General features: G+C 31.1%; 20 protein-coding genes and 2 riboswitches. Of the genes, 2 read left to right on the plus strand and 18 right to left on the minus strand.

Going from position 1 to position 20,003, the window contains the following annotated elements:
* Window positions 1-8 precede the first annotated feature (8 nt).
* The 7 genes from flgL to GOQ27_RS06745 all read right to left on the minus strand — a co-directional run bounded on the left by flgL (window position 9) and on the right by GOQ27_RS06745 (window position 6,361).
* Window positions 9-932, minus strand: coding sequence for a flagellar hook-associated protein FlgL (flgL, locus tag GOQ27_RS06715; protein WP_203366066.1), 924 nt, complete (start codon window positions 930-932; stop codon window positions 9-11).
* Between the two features lie 19 nt (window positions 933-951).
* Complete coding sequence (flgK, locus tag GOQ27_RS06720) at window positions 952-2,466, minus strand: flagellar hook-associated protein FlgK (protein ID WP_203366067.1); 1,515 nt, start codon at window positions 2,464-2,466, stop codon at window positions 952-954.
* A 21-nt stretch (window positions 2,467-2,487) separates the two neighbouring features.
* On the minus strand, window positions 2,488-4,374 hold the full coding sequence (flgK, locus tag GOQ27_RS06725; protein ID WP_203366068.1) for a flagellar hook-associated protein FlgK: 1,887 nt from the start codon (window positions 4,372-4,374) through the stop codon (window positions 2,488-2,490).
* Window positions 4,375-4,391: 17 nt separating this feature from the next.
* Window positions 4,392-4,880 (minus strand): flagellar protein FlgN, encoded by a 489-nt coding sequence (locus GOQ27_RS06730; RefSeq protein WP_203366069.1) that lies wholly within the window; start codon window positions 4,878-4,880, stop codon window positions 4,392-4,394.
* Between the two features lie 21 nt (window positions 4,881-4,901).
* Entirely contained in the window at window positions 4,902-5,186 is a 285-nt protein-coding gene (gene flgM / locus GOQ27_RS06735) for a flagellar biosynthesis anti-sigma factor FlgM (protein WP_203366070.1), read from the minus strand.
* Between the two features lie 74 nt (window positions 5,187-5,260).
* Window positions 5,261-5,668: a TIGR03826 family flagellar region protein gene (locus GOQ27_RS06740; protein WP_203366071.1), complete on the minus strand. Its 408-nt coding sequence runs from the start codon at window positions 5,666-5,668 to the stop codon at window positions 5,261-5,263.
* Window positions 5,669-5,716: 48 nt separating this feature from the next.
* Window positions 5,717-6,361 (minus strand): ComF family protein, encoded by a 645-nt coding sequence (locus GOQ27_RS06745; RefSeq protein ID WP_203366072.1) that lies wholly within the window; start codon window positions 6,359-6,361, stop codon window positions 5,717-5,719.
* A 142-nt stretch (window positions 6,362-6,503) separates the two neighbouring features.
* Here GOQ27_RS06745 and GOQ27_RS06750 point away from each other — a divergent pair, with 142 nt between their 5' ends.
* A complete protein-coding gene (locus GOQ27_RS06750) occupies window positions 6,504-8,231 on the plus strand; it encodes a WG repeat-containing protein (protein WP_203366073.1) in 1,728 nt (575 codons plus the stop codon).
* A 160-nt stretch (window positions 8,232-8,391) separates the two neighbouring features.
* Window positions 8,392-8,479, minus strand: a riboswitch (cyclic di-GMP riboswitch).
* Window positions 8,480-8,492: 13 nt separating this feature from the next.
* Here GOQ27_RS06750 and GOQ27_RS06755 read toward each other — a convergent pair.
* The 4 genes from GOQ27_RS06755 to GOQ27_RS06770 all read right to left on the minus strand — a co-directional run bounded on the left by GOQ27_RS06755 (window position 8,493) and on the right by GOQ27_RS06770 (window position 15,269).
* Entirely contained in the window at window positions 8,493-9,773 is a 1,281-nt protein-coding gene (locus GOQ27_RS06755; protein ID WP_203366074.1) for a PAS domain S-box protein, read from the minus strand.
* A gap of 20 nt (window positions 9,774-9,793) precedes the next feature.
* Window positions 9,794-12,124, minus strand: a complete 2,331-nt coding sequence (locus tag GOQ27_RS06760) for a putative bifunctional diguanylate cyclase/phosphodiesterase (protein ID WP_203366075.1) — start codon at window positions 12,122-12,124, stop codon at window positions 9,794-9,796.
* Between the two features lie 165 nt (window positions 12,125-12,289).
* Window positions 12,290-14,518, minus strand: coding sequence for an SF1B family DNA helicase RecD2 (recD2, locus tag GOQ27_RS06765; protein ID WP_203366076.1), 2,229 nt, complete (start codon window positions 14,516-14,518; stop codon window positions 12,290-12,292).
* A gap of 178 nt (window positions 14,519-14,696) precedes the next feature.
* Complete coding sequence (locus GOQ27_RS06770; RefSeq protein WP_203366077.1) at window positions 14,697-15,269, minus strand: hypothetical protein; 573 nt, start codon at window positions 15,267-15,269, stop codon at window positions 14,697-14,699.
* A 137-nt stretch (window positions 15,270-15,406) separates the two neighbouring features.
* Between GOQ27_RS06770 and GOQ27_RS06775 the strand changes: the two genes are divergently transcribed.
* Window positions 15,407-15,892 (plus strand): FMN-binding protein, encoded by a 486-nt coding sequence (locus tag GOQ27_RS06775; RefSeq protein WP_203366078.1) that lies wholly within the window; start codon window positions 15,407-15,409, stop codon window positions 15,890-15,892.
* A gap of 22 nt (window positions 15,893-15,914) precedes the next feature.
* Here the strand turns inward: GOQ27_RS06775 and GOQ27_RS06780 are convergent, their stop codons facing one another.
* The 7 genes from GOQ27_RS06780 to GOQ27_RS06810 all read right to left on the minus strand — a co-directional run bounded on the left by GOQ27_RS06780 (window position 15,915) and on the right by GOQ27_RS06810 (window position 19,738).
* Window positions 15,915-16,058, minus strand: coding sequence for a YvrJ family protein (locus tag GOQ27_RS06780; RefSeq protein ID WP_203366079.1), 144 nt, complete (start codon window positions 16,056-16,058; stop codon window positions 15,915-15,917).
* Window positions 16,059-16,116: 58 nt separating this feature from the next.
* Window positions 16,117-16,332, minus strand: a complete 216-nt coding sequence (locus GOQ27_RS06785; RefSeq protein ID WP_203366080.1) for a DUF2922 domain-containing protein — start codon at window positions 16,330-16,332, stop codon at window positions 16,117-16,119.
* A gap of 33 nt (window positions 16,333-16,365) precedes the next feature.
* Window positions 16,366-16,590, minus strand: a complete 225-nt coding sequence (locus GOQ27_RS06790) for a DUF1659 domain-containing protein (RefSeq protein ID WP_203366081.1) — start codon at window positions 16,588-16,590, stop codon at window positions 16,366-16,368.
* Window positions 16,591-16,623: 33 nt separating this feature from the next.
* The gene (locus GOQ27_RS06795) at window positions 16,624-17,196 is read right to left on the minus strand and encodes a sigma-70 family RNA polymerase sigma factor (protein WP_203366082.1); all 573 of its coding nucleotides are present in this window, start codon (window positions 17,194-17,196) and stop codon (window positions 16,624-16,626) included.
* A gap of 190 nt (window positions 17,197-17,386) precedes the next feature.
* A complete protein-coding gene (locus GOQ27_RS06800) occupies window positions 17,387-17,674 on the minus strand; it encodes a hypothetical protein (protein WP_203366083.1) in 288 nt (95 codons plus the stop codon).
* A gap of 106 nt (window positions 17,675-17,780) precedes the next feature.
* Complete coding sequence (metK, locus tag GOQ27_RS06805) at window positions 17,781-18,968, minus strand: methionine adenosyltransferase (protein WP_203366084.1); 1,188 nt, start codon at window positions 18,966-18,968, stop codon at window positions 17,781-17,783.
* Between the two features lie 135 nt (window positions 18,969-19,103).
* Window positions 19,104-19,204, minus strand: a riboswitch (SAM riboswitch).
* A 60-nt stretch (window positions 19,205-19,264) separates the two neighbouring features.
* On the minus strand, window positions 19,265-19,738 hold the full coding sequence (locus GOQ27_RS06810) for a COG2426 family protein (RefSeq protein WP_203366085.1): 474 nt from the start codon (window positions 19,736-19,738) through the stop codon (window positions 19,265-19,267).
* Window positions 19,739-20,003: the final 265 nt, after the last annotated feature.

The following is a 20,003-nucleotide window of genomic DNA, read 5'->3' on the forward strand; positions in this document are numbered from 1 at the left end:
TTGATCACCTACCTTAAGAAGTCTATTAATGTAGGTTGAATAACTCTAGCTCCAGCAGATAAAGACGCACGATATACATTTTCTTGAACCTTTAATTCCATGATTGTTTCTGCCATATCAACATCTTCATTGTTAGATAATAATTTAGTAACTGTTAATGTTTGGTCATCTAACCTATTTTTATTTAAATCTAACCTATTAACCTTTGCTCCAATATTTGCTCTAACAGATAACACATTATCCATAGTATCATCAATAGCAACAAGAGTATCATTTATTTTTGTATCATCATCTGTATTTAGTCCACTAAGTAGCTCATCAAACACATCAATAATTTTAGACTTTTGAGTGGTACTGACATCATCGCCATAATTACCTGTATCTAATCCAAACAATTCGTTCCCTACTATATTTACTTCTATATCATCTGCTGGCCCTACATTATAAGTGCTTTTTTCGGTGGAACTTAAGTCAATTATATAGTTTCCATTTTCATCTAATAAATTTTTATCAGTTTTATATCCTGTGAATATAGATCTTCCTGCATATTTAGTGTTAGATACCTTTATTACTTGTTTTTTTAATTGTTCTATCTCTGAAGAAATCTTTGTACGATCATCTGGAGCATTAGTCCCATTGGCTGCTTGAACTGTAAGCTCTCGTACCCTTTGTAATATATCTCCAACTTCTCCTACAGCTGTTTCTGTTATCTCTAACCAAGAAGTAGCGTCATCTACATTTCTCTTATATTGTTCTATTCTAGATAAATCCGTATTAAACTTTAAACTCTTTGATACACCAATAGGGTCATCAGAAGGCATCTGAAACTTTTTCCCTGAGGCCATTTTTTGTTGAACTTTATCCATTTTACCAAGGTTATTATTCATATTATTCATCATATTCATAATCAACATATTATTAGTAACTCTCATAATGTTTATTCCCCCTATGTTATCTTCCTACTAATCCTAACCTATTTATTGTTACATCATATATGGCATCTATAGTACTTATCATTCTAGCAGAAGCATTATATGAATGTTGAAATTTAACCATATTAGACATTTCTTCATCTATAGATACTCCTGATTCTGATTCTCTTCTAAGCTTAATATTATCTACTATTACTGATTGGTTTTTATTCATTCTTTGAGCCTGTTGTCCATCAACTGCTAAGGAAGATAATATGGATTTTAGAAAATCATCTGGAGTTCCTTGGGGTATAGTATCATCAAAGAAAGTATTATTATCTCGAGCAGCTATTAATTCTTTTATTATATTGTTATTTTCTAACAAATCATTATTTGGGTCTCCATCAGTAACATCTACTTCTATATCAGAAGCTGCTATCTTATCCAAATCTCCTAATATATCTTTAGATAGAGATATATTAAATGCAGTAACTTCACCTACTAAACTATTCAAATCTGTAAAGTCAGATGTGGGTCTACCATCTATAGTAAACATAAACACTCCACTTTCACCATCTAGTGTATATCCTTTAGAATGTATCTCATTCATTCTAAGGACAAATTTTTCAGCAAAGTCATTTAATCTATCCATATAATATGGAACCCCTCGGTAGGTATTTCCAGCTCCATTTTCATCCCTTGTTTCTAATAAACCTTTCAATTCACCACTTTTTAAATTTACCGGATTTCCATTTTCCCATTCCACTAAGTATAATTTTTCCTTAGGATTATGCGGATTCTCTTTGAAATTAGGAGGATACTTAAACTGATTATTAGAAGTATGATCAACTAATGTCATACCTCCTATATGCACTTTAAATTTCCCGTTTACTTCTGTTGCATTTATATTAACAATTTCTGATAAATCATCCACTAATAAATCCCTTTTATCTCTAAGATCATTAGCTTTACTCCCATTTATCTCAATCTTATATATTTCTTCATTAAGTCCCCTTATCCTCGAGGAGAGATCATTTACTTGCTTAACCTTTGTATACACTTGAAAATTTAGCTCTTTCTGTGTCCCATAAAGTTTCTCTGAAGTAGTATTAAAATATTTTGTAACTGCAACTGCTTTTTCTTGTACTAAAGCTCTATAGGAATAATCAGAGGGATTAGTTGATAAAGATTCTAATGCAGTAAAAAATTCATCCAAATTTTTTCTTATACTATTCTCACTAGGTTCATTAAAAATATTCTCCACTTCCGTAAGAGTTTCTTCTTTAATGTTCCATCCTGCCTTAGGACCATTTTCTCCCCATAACTTAAAATCTAAATAAGAATCTCTCACTCTATTTATATCAGTTATATCTGTTCCAGCACCTAAAAACCCTACTCCTGGAATACTTAATGGACTCCTAGATTCCTGAGTGTTTTTTTGTCTACTATACCCTTCAGTAGCAGAATTACCTATATTATGATTTGTAGTATATAGGTTCTTTTGACTGGCTAATAGTCCTGAAACAGCAGTATTAAACCCTACCCAACCGCTCATATAATCATTCCCTTCCTCATATTAATTACCTACTCTTCCCATCTTGTTTACTATATTTTCAATCATTTCATCAATAGCATTTACTACTCTACTATTAGCTGTATATGAGTGTTGAAATTTTAGCATATTTGTCATTTCTTCATCCATAGATACAGATGAGATGGCACTCTTCTCATTAACTATATTTTGTATAATAACATTTTGAGTATCTTCAACGACCATTGATTCATTAGCTGCTACACCTATCTCAGATATTATACTTCTATAAAAATTATCTGAAGTTAAATTACCAAATATATACTTATCTCTTAATTCAGCTATCTCTTCACCAATAATACCGTCTCCATTATCTCCATCTTGGGACACTGCAAAATTATTTAAAGTATTTAATTTTGGATTTAAAGCAATATTTCCTGCTTGAAGTCCAATTGAAGGATTTATAGCTTTAAATATAGCTTCCCCAGGATCTCCTGATAGAGTCTTACCTTTTTCATGTATGTAATTTATATTTCTAGTAAAAGTATTAACAAATGCATTTAATTTCTGTTTAATAGACGGTATAATTTCTGTATAATCATCTATATAGCCCATTTCTCTTGCCATAGAATCAGTGGTCTCTTGAACCACATCCTCTACTGTTAGATTGCTATCAGAAGACGAGAATAAAGTACCTCCAGTAGCTACTGCAATATCACTCCATCCATCAGATTGGTCAGAAATAATACTTATTGAAACTCCTAATTCTTTCAGTTTATTGAGATTATCTTGAGTTACTACTATGGAATTATCTGTTGCTATAACTATTTTCTTGTGAGCACCACTTTCCCAAGTTTCATTGCTTACATAGTCTATTAGCTTATTAATATCAGATATATCAGGGCTAGTATTGTTTACATTATGGGTAATATTTCTATTGTCTAAGTTACTTTCATAGTCTAACAATATATCATTAATTGCAGGATTTCCAGGAGATATCTGCTTATCTATCACTTTAACATCTACCTTTGGATCAACTGCTCCATTATTCTTGCCTAATATTGTATTTTGTACGTCTCCTCTTGCTTTAACTAAGCCTAAAATATATCCACTTTTCATCTCTACCTCGACAGGACCAGGCATGTCCTTCCAATATACATCATAAAAAGAACTATTAATATTTTTTGGCTCCATTTCTCTATAGTTATTATTACTAACTAGTTCTACTCCACCTACATAAACATCCACACAAGAATTACTTTTTTCTACCGTCTTTATATTTACAAGATTAGATAATCTATCTAATAGTCCATTTCTTTTATCTCTCATATCGTTTGCTAATCTATCATCACTTTCAGATTCCATTATAACTCTATTTAAATTAGCTATCTCTTTAGATATATTATTTACTTCTTGTACAGAGTTATATATATTCTCATTTAAATTTATTTGCAGTAAATCTATCTGATCGCTCATATGATTAACAGTCTCTGTGAAGGCTATGACCCTTTCCTTTACTAGTCCTCTAATAGTAAGGTTGCTGGGATCTTTAGATAATTCTTCAAATCCATTCCACAATTGATCCATTACCTTCTGTAGTCCTGTACCAGTCATTTCGTTTAATATTTCTTGTACCTGATAGAAAACATCATTTCTGGCTTCCCAATACCCTTTAATATTAGATTGATCTCTAAATCTAATATCTAAAAACTCATCTCTTATTTGTCTTATTTCTTGAATACTTACTCCTGACCCTATCTGACCAGGAACTCCAGGTATTGTATAATATGATCTCGAACTTTGTACTACATCCTGCCTTATATATGTAGGATTATCTGCATTAGCTATATTATGTGATACAGTATCTAGTGCTTTTTTGTTTGAGTATAATCCTGAAATTGCTGTAGATAAACCTCCAAATGTAGAATTCATTTATTTACCTCCATATGCTAAGCCTTTTTATTAAATAAACTTTTTGGTGACTGAGACTTCTTCTTATCACTGCCATAGGTTAACTCAGTATCGTTTTGAGTTAATAAATTAAGATTTAAGGATATATAGTCTAAGGAATCCTTAATTAAAGAGGAGTTCAAATCATTCCTATCTTTTATATTAGATAGCACCTCTACTATATCATCTTTTAATCGGGATATTTCTTCTCTCTCATCCTCATTGACTATTTCTAACAGACTAGTCACATCTAAAGTTTCCTTTATACCTCTTCTATGTCCAATATTAAATATAACCTTCTCTCTAAGGTTCTCAAATTTGCCTAATTTATTTATAATATTATGTTCTTCTGATGTGATTTTATCTAATTCTTTAATGTCACCTTTAACCAATATGTCTGTTTTCTTCTCTATTACTTCTAGCAATTCTTTATAGACTATTATCTCTTCTGATAAAACCTTATTTAAAATTTCAACTAAGTTTTCCATAATCAATCCTCCATTTAATAGTTACTTTCTACTATTAATATCTTCGATAATTTTCTCTGCTACTTTTTTTGGATCGATACTATAGTTTCCTGAGTCTACTTTCATTTTTATCTCTCTTATTTTTTCCTCTCGTATGTCAGGAGAATCTTTTGCTACCTTCAAGGCCTTTTGAATATCCTTTGCCTCATCTGATATGGTGAATTCATCCTTCTTTTTAAGTCTAGAATTCTCTGATACTTCCTTTTTATCCTTATTATCATAGGCTTTCATTATATTTTTTATATTGTTATTATTAAATATTTTCATAAAAACACCTCATCTCACCGATTTCTTCTATCTTTATTATCGGCAATGATGAGGCATAACTTTAATATATTCTATTATTTATTTCTAAGTCTCCCTGCTACATTCATTTGTCTTCCTGTTTTCCTTGATTCAAAAGGATTATTTTTAGGTCTACTAGCTCCCTTTAATTCATTTTCAAGTTCATATGCACATTTATCACAGAACCTTCCACTCTTTATGGGTTGTCCACAGTTTTCACAGTCTAATATAAGATTGTGACCATCCTTTATTTCTAATCTCCCTTGTCTAAGGAAATTAAGGATCTTTTTTGTAGATACTCCCGTCTCTTCAGAAACATCCTGAATTGCCGCTTGAGGATGATCATATATGTATTCTCTCACCCTTTGGAATAGCTCGTCCTCTTCTTTTCTACAATGATAGCAAAAAGGAAACCCATCGTAATTATATATCTTTCCACACTTTTTACAGTTTCTTACATTCATTTTACACCCTCCACTTTTTCAGAATTCTCTATTATTTCTTATATTCTACTATAAATCTCTTCCTGTTGCTATAGTAATCAAGTAGGTATTTATAGCTCCAGCTTCTATTAGTATTTTTGAAGCCTCATTATATGTGGCTCCCGAAGTGAATATATCATCTACTATAAGTACTGTTTTTCCAATGAATACTTCACTATTTTTTACTTGAAAGGCCCCTTTAATGTTTTCTCTCCTAGCCCTTTTCGTTAGTCCACTTTGACTTTTAGTCTTCTTTATTTTAAGTAGGTTCTTTGTATCCATTGGTATTTTAGTAGACTCAGAAAGAAACTTAGCTAATAGCTCTGACTGATTAAAGCCTCTATTTGATTTCTTTTTTCTTGATAATGGGATAGGTACTATTATATCTATATTTTCTATCTCAGCAGATTCAAAAGCTTCCAATATAATATTTCCTAGAACTTTATACAGATATGGATTTTTACCATATTTATATTTAAATATTATATCCTTTACTACTTCTTCATATCTAAGGGGACATATTACATCCTCTTGAACTACATGATTGATAAAGGGTAGCTTATTCCTACATTCATTACATAAATGATTCTCTATCTCTTCATAGTATTCATCACATATGAAGCAAATATTTTCTTCTGGATATATCAAATTTAATAATACCTTAAAAATTTCCATATCATCACCCTTTATCTATTCAAGAATTTCACCACACATTTCTTATTCTTCTTTTATTTTATATATCCTTTTTTATTTTATTACAAGAACGCCTTTACAATCTATTCATACTATAGTAGTAAAAGTAAAGAAGGTGAATTAGATGTATTCTTATAATTTGTATCCTGCTGGTATTAAAACAATCTATGGAACTAAATGGGGCTATATCAATAATAAAGGAGACTTTATTATAATACCTCAATATCAAAGGGCTAGAGAGTTTCAAGCAAATGGACTAGCTATTGTTGAAAAAGAAGACTTATGGGGGATTATAGATACTTCTGGTGAGTATGTTGTTTATCCACAATTTGAAGGTATTATGGATTTTTCCGAAGGAAGAGCTCTAGTAATTGTCGAAGGGGGGTTTAAAGTTATCGATGAAAAAGGAAACATACTAACTAAAAGAGCTTATAATTATATTGATCCATATCAAAATGGAAGAGCTTTAGCTAGTATTACAAATACTGAAGGCTATTCTTCCTATGGTTATCTGGATCTCCAGGGTCAAGAGATAATCCCTACTATATATGATATGGGATATCCCTTTAAGAACGGAAAGGCTATAGTAAAAATATCAGAAAATAAGTTTGCATTAATTAATAAACAGGGAGATATTCTCTATGCCTATAACTATCCCATGGTAGGTAATTTAGGCAATGGTCTCCTGGCTTTCCAAAGGGAGTTAGGAGGCAAATACGGATATATTGACATAAAAGGAAATGAAGTTATACCCCTTAAGTACTCCTCTGCTCAACCCTTTTCTAAAGGCCGAGGTATAGTAAATATCTCAGAGGATGTATTTTATAATAAATATGGTTTAATAGATAAAGAAGGAAATTTCATCATTGAGCCACAATACAATGATATATATATGTTGGGAGAAAATAGAGCAGCTATAGGCAAGGCTAAAGTGGAAACAGAACCCTATATGGGATCAAAATATGCAATTGCTGACATTCTGACTGGTGATATATTAACAGGATTTGTTTATAATAATATATCTCCCTATAACAGGAACTATGCTTCTGTATCAAATGACACAATGACTTTCTTTATAGATACTAAAGGGCTACCCAGTTATTCATTACCTATAGTAAAAGGCAGTGGGGAATTATCCTTTATAGGAGACTTGATTAAAGCAAATATAGATCAAAAACTTTTCTATTTAAATAAAGAAGGAGACATTATTTGGCATCCAAATTATATTATTCCTTTAAATGATCAATTCCAGATATTTGAGAAAAAGCATAAGCCAAATAAGGATTATTTAGTATACTATCCACAAATTCGAGGTATGAAAAATGAAGATACTCAAAAAGAAGTAAATAATCGATTAAAAGAATTGTCTAAAGTTATCCCAATTGATAATGAAAAGCAACTGGACTATAGCTATACCGGGACTTTTTCTGTTGAGTTTTTCAAGTGTCATCTTCTAGTATTAAAACTAGAAGCTTACAATTATACCTTTGGAGCAGCTCATGGTATGCCAAGTCAGGTTTTCCCCCATATAGATTTAATAAGCGGAGAATTTTATCAGCTGGAGGATTTATTTAAAGAAGATAGTAATTATGTAAAAGTATTAAGTGATGTTATCTCTTATCAGATAGAGAATGACCCAGATTATTCCTATGTTTTTCCTGGGAGTTTTGAAGAAATAAGTAAAGATCAACCCTTCTATGTAAATGAAGATGCTTTATATATTTACTTTGAACCCTATGAAATAGGACCCTATGTAGCAGGATTTCCTACTTTCCGTATTCCATTTAATGAGATTTATGAAATCATTAATACTGAAGGAGATTTTTGGCAAGCTTTTAATTCATGTAAGTAATACAAAGCCTTTAAGCTTGTCTTAAAGGCTTTGTATTGAAATAAATTGATAAAATAAAAAAACAACCACTCTATAGAATGCCTGCTAAAGTCTCACTGTATGGATTAAATAAATAGAAGTTAAATAGAATTCTTTTCATCCTATCTCCTACTTTTTAAACTATAGCAGCCTGACTATCCTGACATTTGATATGTTTTAGACTCATGGCTTTGCGTCCTCAACTTTCGATGAGTTTGCCTTTATTTATACTTATTATTTTTCCTAATAATTTTTCAATTCTATATCAGATTCTCTCACTTTAGTTATATCTCTTGCTATTACATAGACTCCCTTTATTATATTATTAACAATGATGGGAACACCTTGGACATCTAATAAAATCTCATCTCCATTCTTCCTAAAGGTTGCCACCTCAAATCTTACAGCTTCTCCATCTTTTACTTTATTAAATTTGCCTAACACATTTATTAATTTACTAGGAGGTAGAAACTCGGTAAAATACTTTCCTATTATTTCTTTCTGTGAAAAACCTAATAGACTTTCAACTCTAGGATTAGCCATAGAAATAGTGCCCTTTAAGTCTATAGAAAATATAAGATCCATATTATAATCATATAAGCTTTTATATAGTTGTTTATTTTCATGTAAATTGTATTCTATATTTTTAAGATGAGTTAAATCCTGTCCTATACTATAATATTGGACTTTCCCCTTTTCATTAACAGAAAATTTATTAAAAATAAAAGTTTTGATCTTGCCGTTAATATAAAATTTATTTTCTACAATTGTGTTTTTTGTATCTTCTATGAATTTATATTTCTGCTTCTCTTTAAGATGGGGAAGATAATAGTCCCATATCTTTCTTTCTTTTATCTCCTCTGAAGTTGTCTCAAAGAATTTCAATGCAGCATCATTATAGTCAATAAAATTCCCCTCTGTATCTGATAATATTATAGGATTAATTGATCTTTTAAATATCTCTTTGTATTGAGTCTTCTTATCTTCTAATACATTCAATATTTTATGTTTTTCAAAAATTATACTTAGCATGTCTATAAACATATTAAATAAATAAATATCAAATTTACTCCATTTTTTAGGCTTATCTATTTTTTCAAAACCTATAACTCCTAAAATATTTTCTTTATCTTTTATTGGCAAAATCAGTATAGATTTTGAATTCTTACTACATAAAAAACTTAATTCCTTTTTAGCATCTTCCCTTACCTTATTTAAATTATTAATCTTCACTTTATTATCCTTTGTGATTTCTCTCATAACCCAAGGAATAGATGAAATATTTATATTACTCATTTCAAATTTTGATATAGTTTTTGGATTACTCCATTTATGAGAACACTTTAAAGATTTTCCCTGACCTTTCAAAAGAAGAATACATATTCTATCTACTTTACTAAACTCCCCCACATCTTTTAGGGCAGAAGTAATATGTTTATCCACATCAGACTCCCCAATAAAGCTAGTTGATACATTTAGTATCTTTTCTACAAAGCTTCTAAGTACCATATAATTATTAACCATAATACTCCCCCTTTAGAATATTAAGTCATTTTCTTGTTATGTAAATATCTTTCTTCTAATTCATTGATAGGAATTGGTTTTTCAATTATGTATCCTTGAATCATATCACATCCTAAATATTTTAAAACTTCCATTTGTTTTTCTATCTCAACCCCCTCTGCTATAATTTTTAAATCTAGAGTTTTAGCCATAGTTATAATTCCTTTTATTATTGATAAATCATTTAAATTATTCAATATTCCATCTATAAATAATTTATCAATCTTTATAACGTCTATTGGTAATTCCTTAAGGTATTGTAGAGATGAATAGCCTGTACCAAAATCATCTATAGCAAGCGATACACCTAATTCCTTTAGTTTTCTCAATTTCATAATGCTATACTCACCATTAATATAAATATTTTCCGTTATTTCTAACTCTAAATATTTAGGATCTATATTCGTCTCAGAAATAATATTAAATACAAGTTCTATGAAGTCATCTTTAAAAAGTTGCTTAGGAGATATATTTACAGACACTTTCCATGCAAGTCCCCTATCTTGCCAGATTTTTAATTGTTCACAAGCCTCTTGTAATACCCATTTTCCTATTGGATGTATCTGCCCGGTTTGTTCAGCTATGTCAATAAAATCTGTTGGTGAAATAAATCCCTTCTTAGGATGTATCCATCGGATTAAAGCTTCTACAGCCACTACTTTTTCTGCATTCAAATTATATTGGGGCTGATAATATAATTGAAACTGTTTTTCTTCTATAGCTTTATCTATATCATTTTTAAATCTAATCTTTTTATTATGGTGATGAGCCATGCTATCATTATATATACTAAAACCATGTTTACCTTTTTTCTTCGTTTCATACATTGCCACATCTGCTGCCTTAAGTAAACTTTCCCTATTGTTTCCATGTACAGGATAAATTGCTACTCCTATACTTACTGATATAGGAATTTTATATCCATCTATAACTATATCTTTACATATTTCCATCTGAAAATCCTCAATGAAATTTTTGAGATCTTCCCTATTAGAAATATTATCTAAAATAATAACAAACTCATCCCCGCTATTCCTAAAGACCTGATGTCTTTCTTGATCTATATTTTCTGTGAATTTTTTAGATACCTCCATTAATAATTTATCTCCCCCAGAATGTCCTAATATATCATTAATATATTTAAAATCATCAATGTCAATAAATAATACCCCTACTTTTTTTCCTGTATTTCTAGCCTCAATAAGGACTTGATCTACTTCATCCAATAAGGATCTCCTGTTTTTTAGCCCAGTTAAATTATCTCTATTGGCTAAATACTCCAATTCTTTTGTTTTAATTTGAAGGTTTTTCGTTCTGTCATTTATCTTTTCTTCTAGTTCATTAATTAGTCCATTCTTTTCCAATCTGTTTATTACTTGTCTAAGGGATAATAGGGTTATAACTATTCCTCCACATATAATAATAGGGAGTTCATTAGGCCAATTTAATATACCTATAACTATAATTAATAACACACTAAAATAGGGCATTATTTCTAAAAAAAATAATAATATCTTCCTATACATATAGCTCTTCTCATTTAATTTATCATCTTGTTGAGGATATAAACCAGATAATCCTACCCCTATAAGACTTACTCCCCATAAAATATCTACAAATATAGAAGTGCTAGAATTTAATATATTAATAGCCATAAATAAAAAATTCATAGTAGTATGGACAGAAAGAGAAATTAATGCTATTATCAAAGATTTATTTATTTTCCTTTTGTTTTCAGTAATAGCTATGCTAAAGAGGGTATATACTCCCGACATCTGTATACTTGTAAATATTAAAGGGATAGCTAGTTCTTCCATTGTAAGATTAACTAAAATAGATCCTCTTTCCACTAAGTAAAACCAACCAACGGTAATAATAACAGATAAGACTATTAAATTATCAATAAATAGCTGTGTTATATATACCTTCTGTTTTTGTGCCTGTAATAGTATTAAAAAACCTACTATAAACAATATGACAGCTACAGCAAAAAGAAGATTTGATAAACCTTGTATGATATTTTGTTGGTTAGTGTATGAAAAGCCACTTAATGAATGAAAACTCATTCCAATAGAGTATAAAAGATTACCAATTAAAACTATCAACCAAAAGTACTTCTTTTTTCCTATGTTTCTTTTATACACCCCAAACATATATAAAGACGTTAATAATGGAGTAGTAATAAAGTATATTTTTCTGATAGGATTGCTAGTGTCTAAACTCATATTCATCTTATTTATAAAGAAAATATATAATAATAAAAATGTAATTGTCATTATAATAGCTTTTTTAAAAGATGTTATTTGTTTCATATTAAATCCACCCACTTTGGTATAAATAGATAAATAGTACTAAAGTACTATTTATCTATTTATACTATCATAAGGCTATGTAGTTATGTGTCGTATTTTGTCGATAATACAAAAATTATGTATAATATTAAATAAAAAAAGTGCCCTTCGGCACTTTTGTCAAATTTAGCTTCTCATATAGAATTCAAAGACATCCTTTAGTCTCCTACTTAGTCCAGAGTATCTCTTTGTTATCCTATTATTTGATATCATTGTATTTAAATATCTCTCCATCCCTACTAATACTACTAGTTCCTTTGCTCTAGTTATTCCTGTATACAGTAGATTCCGCGTCAAGAGCATGGGTGGTCCCCAAAATACTGGGATGATGACTACAGGGAATTCACTTCCCTGACTTTTATGGATAGTTGTGGCGTAGGACAGTCTCAATTCATCTAATTGAGCAAAGGGATATGTAACTTCCCTTTTATCATCAAAAAGGACTGTTAACTCACTCTCTTCATTATCAATCCCGGTGATTATTCCTAAGTCTCCATTAAATACCCCTTCTCCTTCTTCTGTAACTTTACTTCCATCATATATCTTCCACTCTGTTCTGTAGTTATTTTTTATTTGCATAATCTTATCTCCAACTCGGAAGAGAGTATCCCCTTGCTTTCTTTCATTTTTCAACTTATGTTTGGGGTTTAGAATATTTTGGATTTTTTCATTTAGGGCATTTACTCCCACATCTCCCTTTTTCATTGGAGTAAGGATCTGAATATCTGCTATTGGATCATATCCATTAAATTTAGGTAGTCTCTCTTTTACTAGTTCTAATATAGTATTTGATATATCATTACCATTTCCTCTAGTCATGAAAAAGAAATCTTTCCCTTTTTTATTTAAATGAGGATATTCTCCACTATTTATTCTATGGGCATTTACTACTATCATACTCTCTTTAGCCTGTCTGAATATCTCATCTAATTGTACTACCTTAATAAGCTTTGAATCTATTATGTCCCTAAGGACATTTCCTGCTCCCACTGACGGAAGTTGGTCCACATCTCCTACTAGTATCAGTCTAGTCCCTGGCATGATTGCCTTTAAGAGATTATTCATAAGTAGTATATCTACCATTGAAACCTCATCTATTATCACCACATCACTTTCCATAGGGGTACCATCATCCCTACCAAAGTCCATCCCTATCTCTTCATCAATAAAGTTGTATTCCAACAATCTATGGATAGTCTTTGCTTCTTTTCCTGTGGTTTCACTCATTCTTTTAGCTGCCCTTCCCGTTGGTGCTGCTAAGGTAATGTCTAATCCCTGTTTTTCAAATAGTTGTATTATACTATTTATAGTAGTCGTTTTTCCCGTACCCGGTCCTCCAGTAACTACTAATACTCCATTTGAAACAGCTTCTTTTATAGCTTCCTTTTGTCTATTGGCTAGGGTAATCCCTTCTGTATTTTCAATGGTATGAATTTCCTTATCCACATCTATCTTTAATGGAGGAAGATCAACCTTAGATATCTCCACTAATTTTTTACTTACATTAGTTTCTGCCACATAAAAGGGCAGAGAATATACACATAGTTCCCCATCAAAGTTTTCTAGCTTTATATTATTCTCTAGGGCCATGGAGGTGATTCCATTGTCTATTTCCTCCTCTGGAATCTGTAATATTTCCTTAGACTTATTTATCAGCATATTTTTCATTATGTAGGTATGTCCTTCTGTAGAATATTGCATTAGAGCATACTTTATCCCAGCCATTATTCTATACTTAGAATTAAAGTCTATTCCCATGGATATAGCCATTTTATCTGCCATTTTAAACCCTATACCAAAGACTTCCTCAGAAAGTCTATAGGGATTTTCTTTTACCTTTGCTATTGTTTCTTTACCATATTTTTTATATATTTTTATCCCAAATTTAGAGCTAATATTGTATTGCTGTAAAAACATCATCACATCTTTTAGGTCTCTCTGCTCTTCGAAGGATTCTACTATCTTTTTTATTTTCTTCTTTCCTATACCATCTATTTCCTTTAATCTCTCAGGATTATATTGAAGGATATCTATAGAGTCTTCCCCAAATTTATCCACTATTTTTTCTGCAGTCTTTGGTCCTATCCCTGTAATCAAGCCTGAAGATAGGTAGTTTATTATACCATTCATTGTAGCTGGTACCACCGGGGTATAATTCTCTACTTTTAGCTGCTGCCCGTAGTTTTTATGTTTCTCCCAGGTACCTTCTACTTGTATAGTCTCCCCTATATTTATGATAGGTATATATCCAACTATGGTGACTATATCATCTTCTGTCTCAAGGATAGCTACCACATATCCGTTTGATTCATTTCTAAATATTATTTCTTCTACTGTTCCTTGAATAGATATCACATTAAAACCTCCGAAATTATTTCTTCCATTATATCATACCTATATTAATTCTAATATATTTTAAGACTCTTCAACAAGCTCATAGGTACAACATTATTTCTATCATCTCACAATAGGAAAGATTCAATCTACCTATTGTCATCCTGAGCATCGCGAAGGATCTTTCTTTTACGATTCTTCACAGCCTATTTTTAATATCCACAATTTCCCTAATTAACAATGCAATATCTTCTTTAGTAGCAGGAGTCTTATAGTTTATAGGCTCCTCTTTTATATAGGAATCTATTCTTTCATTATATATCTGCTTTACTAATCTTCCATCATTTATATGCTTTATTATAGTCCGTTCTCTATTTAATACCTTAATCTCTTCTCCTTTGGTGGTTCTAATATAAATATCATCATCCTTTTTAACTATTTTTTCAATATACCTAAGATTAAAATATCCTGTAGACCCATCATTTTTAGAGATGGGTCTTCTTGTCTTTATTTGAATCAATACATCCCTTTTATTTAATGGTATGGGAATCATATTTTTCGACTCTATACCTTTTCCATATTCTCTTCTAATAGATCTAAGATCCACTGTATAATAATCTGCAATTAATTTTAGTACCGTTCGTGTTCTATTATGTATATACAAATCCTCGTATTTTTCAAATATTATCTTTGTTGAGTTCCCCTTACCCTCTACATACACTGGAATCATAGCAATAATCCCACCTTTAAGTACTTTGTCTAATTCTTTCATCCCAAAATCTCCTCCTTATTTAATATTATAATCGAACATACGTTCGTTGTAAACAATAAAAATGGAATTTTTTTACCTGTATAACACCCTATTAATTTTGGCAATATTAATAATATATATAAATAAGGAGGAATTGCATGACTTGGACTAATAAAACTAAAAAGAACGTAACCGTAATATTACTAATTTTTCTATTATTTTTAATTGCTGCCTGTGGTGCTGCCACAGAAAATAATGAAGATTTATCCTCTGGAAGTCAAGAGGGTAATGATAATGATCAACCCTATGAAGATGGTACTTATACAGCAAAGGGAGATCCTTGGGAATACGGTAGTGAAGATGCTACTATTACAATTGTAAGTGGAAAAATAGACAATATAATCCTAAGAAGATTAGATAATGGCGGAAAAGAAGTGGATTATGACAATTGGACCGGACAAGAAATTGATGGGGAAACTTATCCAAACCTAAAAGAATATAGAAAGACTATGGCAGACAGAATGATTGAGGAACAAACATTTGATGTTGATTCTATCTCAGGAGCTACAATCAGTTCAGATAATTGGAAAGAAGCAGTTAAAAGAGCCTTAGGTGTAGCTACTGCTAAAGCAGACGAAAATTAAGCTTAAGGGAAAACCCTTAAGCTTAAAATTTAGATGATATTGCCTTTGTTAATTCATTGATGCTACCAGTGATATCTGATAATTTAGCTTCTATTCGAACTAGAAGAAATATCGATACCACTATAGGAAATCCTAAATTAGCAACTTGGCTAAATATGCTATCCATTATATATCCTCCTTTGTAAAAAGGGCAGACTTAAACCTTTAAGTCTACCCTTTTATATTTAAACTTCAAACTCTTGAATATCAGTAGTTACTACCCTTGCTCCAGAGATAGCTACTAAATCTCCCCCAGAAGTATTAAAAATATTTTCAGCTATAATACTATTCATAGCTGTTTGAATCTCAACCTCTGTCAAATCAGCCCTTGGCTCATCTATTGATATCCTAGTCTTTCTATCCTGTTGATTCTTAAATATCAGCTCTAATTTACTATTCATCCTGTCTCACCCCCTTTTTAACCTATGATATTACTAGACTAATTCTAATTGAGTTTCATCAATTCTCTTCACTGCTACTAATGGTAAAGATTGAAGTCCTGATAAAGAAGCCATTGCTTGATATAGACCTTCATTTGTTGCATCACTCTTTACCCCAGAAAGAGTCTTAGGCTTTATGATATCTCTACCATATTCATCTAAGCCGTTATTGAATTCCATTTTAACTTTAGAACCTTTAGGTATACTGTTTACTGCCATCCGTATCACCTCCTTTCTAACTCATATATATAATTAAAAAGGATTATTTACTATAGTCTTTCGTAATTTTTCTATGGCCTGAACTTTTATATTTATGACTGTTCTATAAGCAATACCAAGATCATCTGCTATTTGGGATAAACTTAAATTCTCTATATAAAATAATAGGATAACTTGTCTTTGTCTATCTGTTAGATTATCTAAAGCACTATATAACTGATAGTTTACCTCTTTATCTATAAAATCCTCTTCTATATTTACTTGCGACTCCAAGGTATCCATTAGAGTCATATTTTCCTCCTCTCCCACAGGATGATCTAAGGATATAGCATAACTTTGCTTTTTCAACTTATTTAAATAATGGAATTTAAGAATTGTTTTGATATATCCAGGAAAATTAACTCCCCTTTTTGGGTCAAAATCCTCTATTCCCTTAAGTATTACTTCATAGCCCTCCTGTAATAAATCTTCAAACTCTCTTCCATTAAAATAGTATTTTTTCATAGAAGAAATAATCAATGGTCTAAATTTCTGGGCTAATTCACCCTTTGCAAAATCGTCACCTTCTTCTGCTCTTTTGTGTAACCCATTTATCTTTTCATACATATTTAACCCTCTCTTTAGAGGGGCGCCCCTTTTGATTTACCGGTGATTATAGGATATATCTTTTATCCCTTTTAATTAAATTAAGACTTTAGACAAATCCTTTAAGACATAAAAAAATTCCTTAAGAAAGTCTGCACTTTCTTAAGGAATACCAAGGGGGTTATAGTAATTCATGGAAGAGTTCGAAAATTTACTTCAATTCATTAATATCATGAATTTCGATATTAAAATCCGAGGAGGATACTCTTATCATTTCTATTAGTTCTTTATTTTTCATATCTGCATATATGCAGATATGAGAAAATTTGTCCTTTATACTAATGAGTGTATATTCAAAGTCCTTTTCATCTCTCATAACAATGTTTATCTGATGGGTTCTTTTAGGTATATCATATTCAGTATAAAGGTGTTTAGTAAATTCAATAATTCCATAGATGAAAAACACATAAATAAATACGTATAATATAAAAATAACCATATCCCCACCCCTTGTAACATTGTATGATAAAAGGTTTTAATATATTATATGACAAATATATAAACCTGTTACTAGGAGTTTTAGATATGGTTATTTTAGTTTTATATTATTTTAAGCCTTCTTCTTTAAGAATCTCAGCTTTATCTGTTCTTTCCCATGGTAAATCAATATCAGTTCTACCAAAGTGTCCATAAGCTGCTGTTTGTCTGTATATAGGTTTTCTTAGATCTAAGTTCTCTATAATAGCTGCTGGACGTAAATCAAAGTGCTTTTCAACTAATTCTTCAATTTTTTCCTCAGAGATTTTTCCAGTACCAAAAGTATCTACCATTACAGATACCGGGTGAGCTACACCGATAGCATAAGCTAACTGAACTTCACATTTATCGGCTAATCCTGCTGCTACAATATTTTTAGCCACATATCTTGCAGCATAAGTTGCAGATCTATCAACCTTTGTTGGATCCTTTCCTGAGAAAGCTCCTCCACCATGTCTAGAGTATCCACCATAAGTGTCAACTATAATTTTTCTTCCAGTTAGACCAGCATCCCCTTGTGGACCACCGATAACAAATCTTCCTGTTGGATTTATGAAGTATTTAGTATCATTGTCTAGTAAATCTGCAGGGATCACTTCTCTAATAACAAGCTCTTTTAAATCCACTTCTATAGTTTTAAGATCAACTGCATCACTGTGTTGAGTAGATATAACTACAGCATCAACTCTAACAGGCTTATCATCATGATACTCAATAGTTACCTGAGTTTTACCATCAGGACGAAGATAATCAAGTCTACCACTTTTTCTAACTTCAGATAATCTTCTAGATAATTTATGAGCCAATGAAATTGGTAGAGGCATTAATTCTTCTGTTTCATTACATGCAAAACCAAACATAATACCTTGGTCTCCTGCACCAGTATGGAATACTTGCTCCCTATCGTCTCCAGATTTACTTTCTAAAGATTCATTTACACCCATAGCAATATCAGGAGATTGCTCATCTATAGATGTAAGCACAGAACAAGTCTCACTATCAAACCCGTATTTAGCACGAGTATATCCTATTTCCTCAATAGTTTTTCTAACAACCTTTGGGATATCAACATAAGTATTAGTTGTAATCTCCCCAGCTATTAATACTAATCCAGTAGTAACAGAAGTCTCACAAGCAACTCTAGCCATTGGATCTTCTGCTAAAATAGCATCAAGAATCGAATCAGATATTTGATCACAGATTTTATCTGGATGTCCTTCAGTAACAGACTCTGATGTAAAAAGCCATTTTCTCATAATAATTCCTCCCGTATCTTTAATATTTTTTATTATTCGGTCTATACCTATTCTACCCATTAGAATCCTAAATAAGTAGTTATATACATAAAAAACCTCTTCATCAAAAGAAGAGGTTTGTTCGCTTAGGTTACGACCTCATCTTCCAGAGCATTTGCTCCGTAGGATTTAGCACCGACTTTCACACCGGTTGCCGGGTTTCATAGGGCCTATCCCTCCACCACTCTTGATAAGGTAATCAAGATATATATTCAATTAACAATATAAATAGTACCATAGGAAGTTATAGGTGTCAACTAGAAAAACATCCATACTCCCACGGTACTTAAGGTATACATAATAAATCCTGCGGTTATAATTCCTGCCACTATAGCAGGAAAAGCAAATTTAAACCTAAGATTAAATAAAGTTGCAGCTAAACACCCAGTATAGGCTCCCGTAGTTGGTAGGGGTACTGCTACCAATAGATAAAGTCCTAATATAGTATATTTCTTCATTTTTGCACTTCTTTTTAATGTCCTATTCTCTAACCACACAATCATTCTATCAAAGAATGAGTATCTTCTTAAATAATTAAATATTGGTCTAAGGAAAAATAATAAAAATGGCACCGGTAATATATTTCCTGCAATACCTAACATAGTACTATGAAAAGGAGAAAACCCCAAACTAACCCCTAGAGGTATCGCTCCTCTAAGTTCAAATATAGGAGTAGCACCTAGGATCACTACTGCTAACTCTTTTTTTAATAATTCTATTAATTCCCACATGTGTCTGTTTCCCCCTATTAATTTAGTCCTATATAATTATACACTAATTAATATTCGGATAAAACTAATTTATAGAGATCTTAAGAATTTCTTAATAAAATAGAGATAATAGAAGATATATTAATATAATCAACTATTTCGACATGTATTTGGACTTTTCAAACAGATAAAAATTTAATATACTATTCAAGTACCACATTTACGGGGTGTAGCGCAGTTTGGTAGCGCATCTGGTTTGGGACCAGAGGGTCGCGGGTTCAAATCC

The sequence above is a fragment of the Anaeromonas frigoriresistens genome (genome assembly GCF_016820655.1).
Lineage (GTDB): Bacteria > Bacillota > Clostridia > Tissierellales > SIT17 > Anaeromonas > Anaeromonas frigoriresistens.

Bases quoted from the DNA above. Each gene is read 5' to 3' on its own strand.
- flgL (WP_203366066.1), bottom strand. From the start codon at position 932: ATGAGAGTTACTAATAATATGTTGATTATGAATATGATGAATAATATG.
- flgK (WP_203366067.1), bottom strand. From the start codon at position 2,466: ATGAGCGGTTGGGTAGGGTTTAATACTGCTGTTTCAGGACTATTAGCC.
- flgK (WP_203366068.1), bottom strand. From the start codon at position 4,374: ATGAATTCTACATTTGGAGGTTTATCTACAGCAATTTCAGGATTATAC.
- GOQ27_RS06730 (WP_203366069.1), bottom strand. From the start codon at position 4,880: ATGGAAAACTTAGTTGAAATTTTAAATAAGGTTTTATCAGAAGAGATA.
- flgM (WP_203366070.1), bottom strand. From the start codon at position 5,186: ATGAAAATATTTAATAATAACAATATAAAAAATATAATGAAAGCCTAT.
- GOQ27_RS06740 (WP_203366071.1), bottom strand. From the start codon at position 5,668: ATGAATGTAAGAAACTGTAAAAAGTGTGGAAAGATATATAATTACGAT.
- GOQ27_RS06745 (WP_203366072.1), bottom strand. From the start codon at position 6,361: ATGGAAATTTTTAAGGTATTATTAAATTTGATATATCCAGAAGAAAAT.
- GOQ27_RS06750 (WP_203366073.1), top strand. From the start codon at position 6,504: ATGTATTCTTATAATTTGTATCCTGCTGGTATTAAAACAATCTATGGA.
- GOQ27_RS06755 (WP_203366074.1), bottom strand. From the start codon at position 9,773: ATGGTTAATAATTATATGGTACTTAGAAGCTTTGTAGAAAAGATACTA.
- GOQ27_RS06760 (WP_203366075.1), bottom strand. From the start codon at position 12,124: ATGAAACAAATAACATCTTTTAAAAAAGCTATTATAATGACAATTACA.
- GOQ27_RS06770 (WP_203366077.1), bottom strand. From the start codon at position 15,269: ATGAAAGAATTAGACAAAGTACTTAAAGGTGGGATTATTGCTATGATT.
- GOQ27_RS06775 (WP_203366078.1), top strand. From the start codon at position 15,407: ATGACTTGGACTAATAAAACTAAAAAGAACGTAACCGTAATATTACTA.
- GOQ27_RS06780 (WP_203366079.1), bottom strand. From the start codon at position 16,058: ATGGATAGCATATTTAGCCAAGTTGCTAATTTAGGATTTCCTATAGTG.
- GOQ27_RS06785 (WP_203366080.1), bottom strand. From the start codon at position 16,332: ATGAATAGTAAATTAGAGCTGATATTTAAGAATCAACAGGATAGAAAG.
- GOQ27_RS06790 (WP_203366081.1), bottom strand. From the start codon at position 16,590: ATGGCAGTAAACAGTATACCTAAAGGTTCTAAAGTTAAAATGGAATTC.
- GOQ27_RS06795 (WP_203366082.1), bottom strand. From the start codon at position 17,196: ATGTATGAAAAGATAAATGGGTTACACAAAAGAGCAGAAGAAGGTGAC.
- GOQ27_RS06800 (WP_203366083.1), bottom strand. From the start codon at position 17,674: ATGGTTATTTTTATATTATACGTATTTATTTATGTGTTTTTCATCTAT.
- metK (WP_203366084.1), bottom strand. From the start codon at position 18,968: ATGAGAAAATGGCTTTTTACATCAGAGTCTGTTACTGAAGGACATCCA.
- GOQ27_RS06810 (WP_203366085.1), bottom strand. From the start codon at position 19,738: ATGTGGGAATTAATAGAATTATTAAAAAAAGAGTTAGCAGTAGTGATC.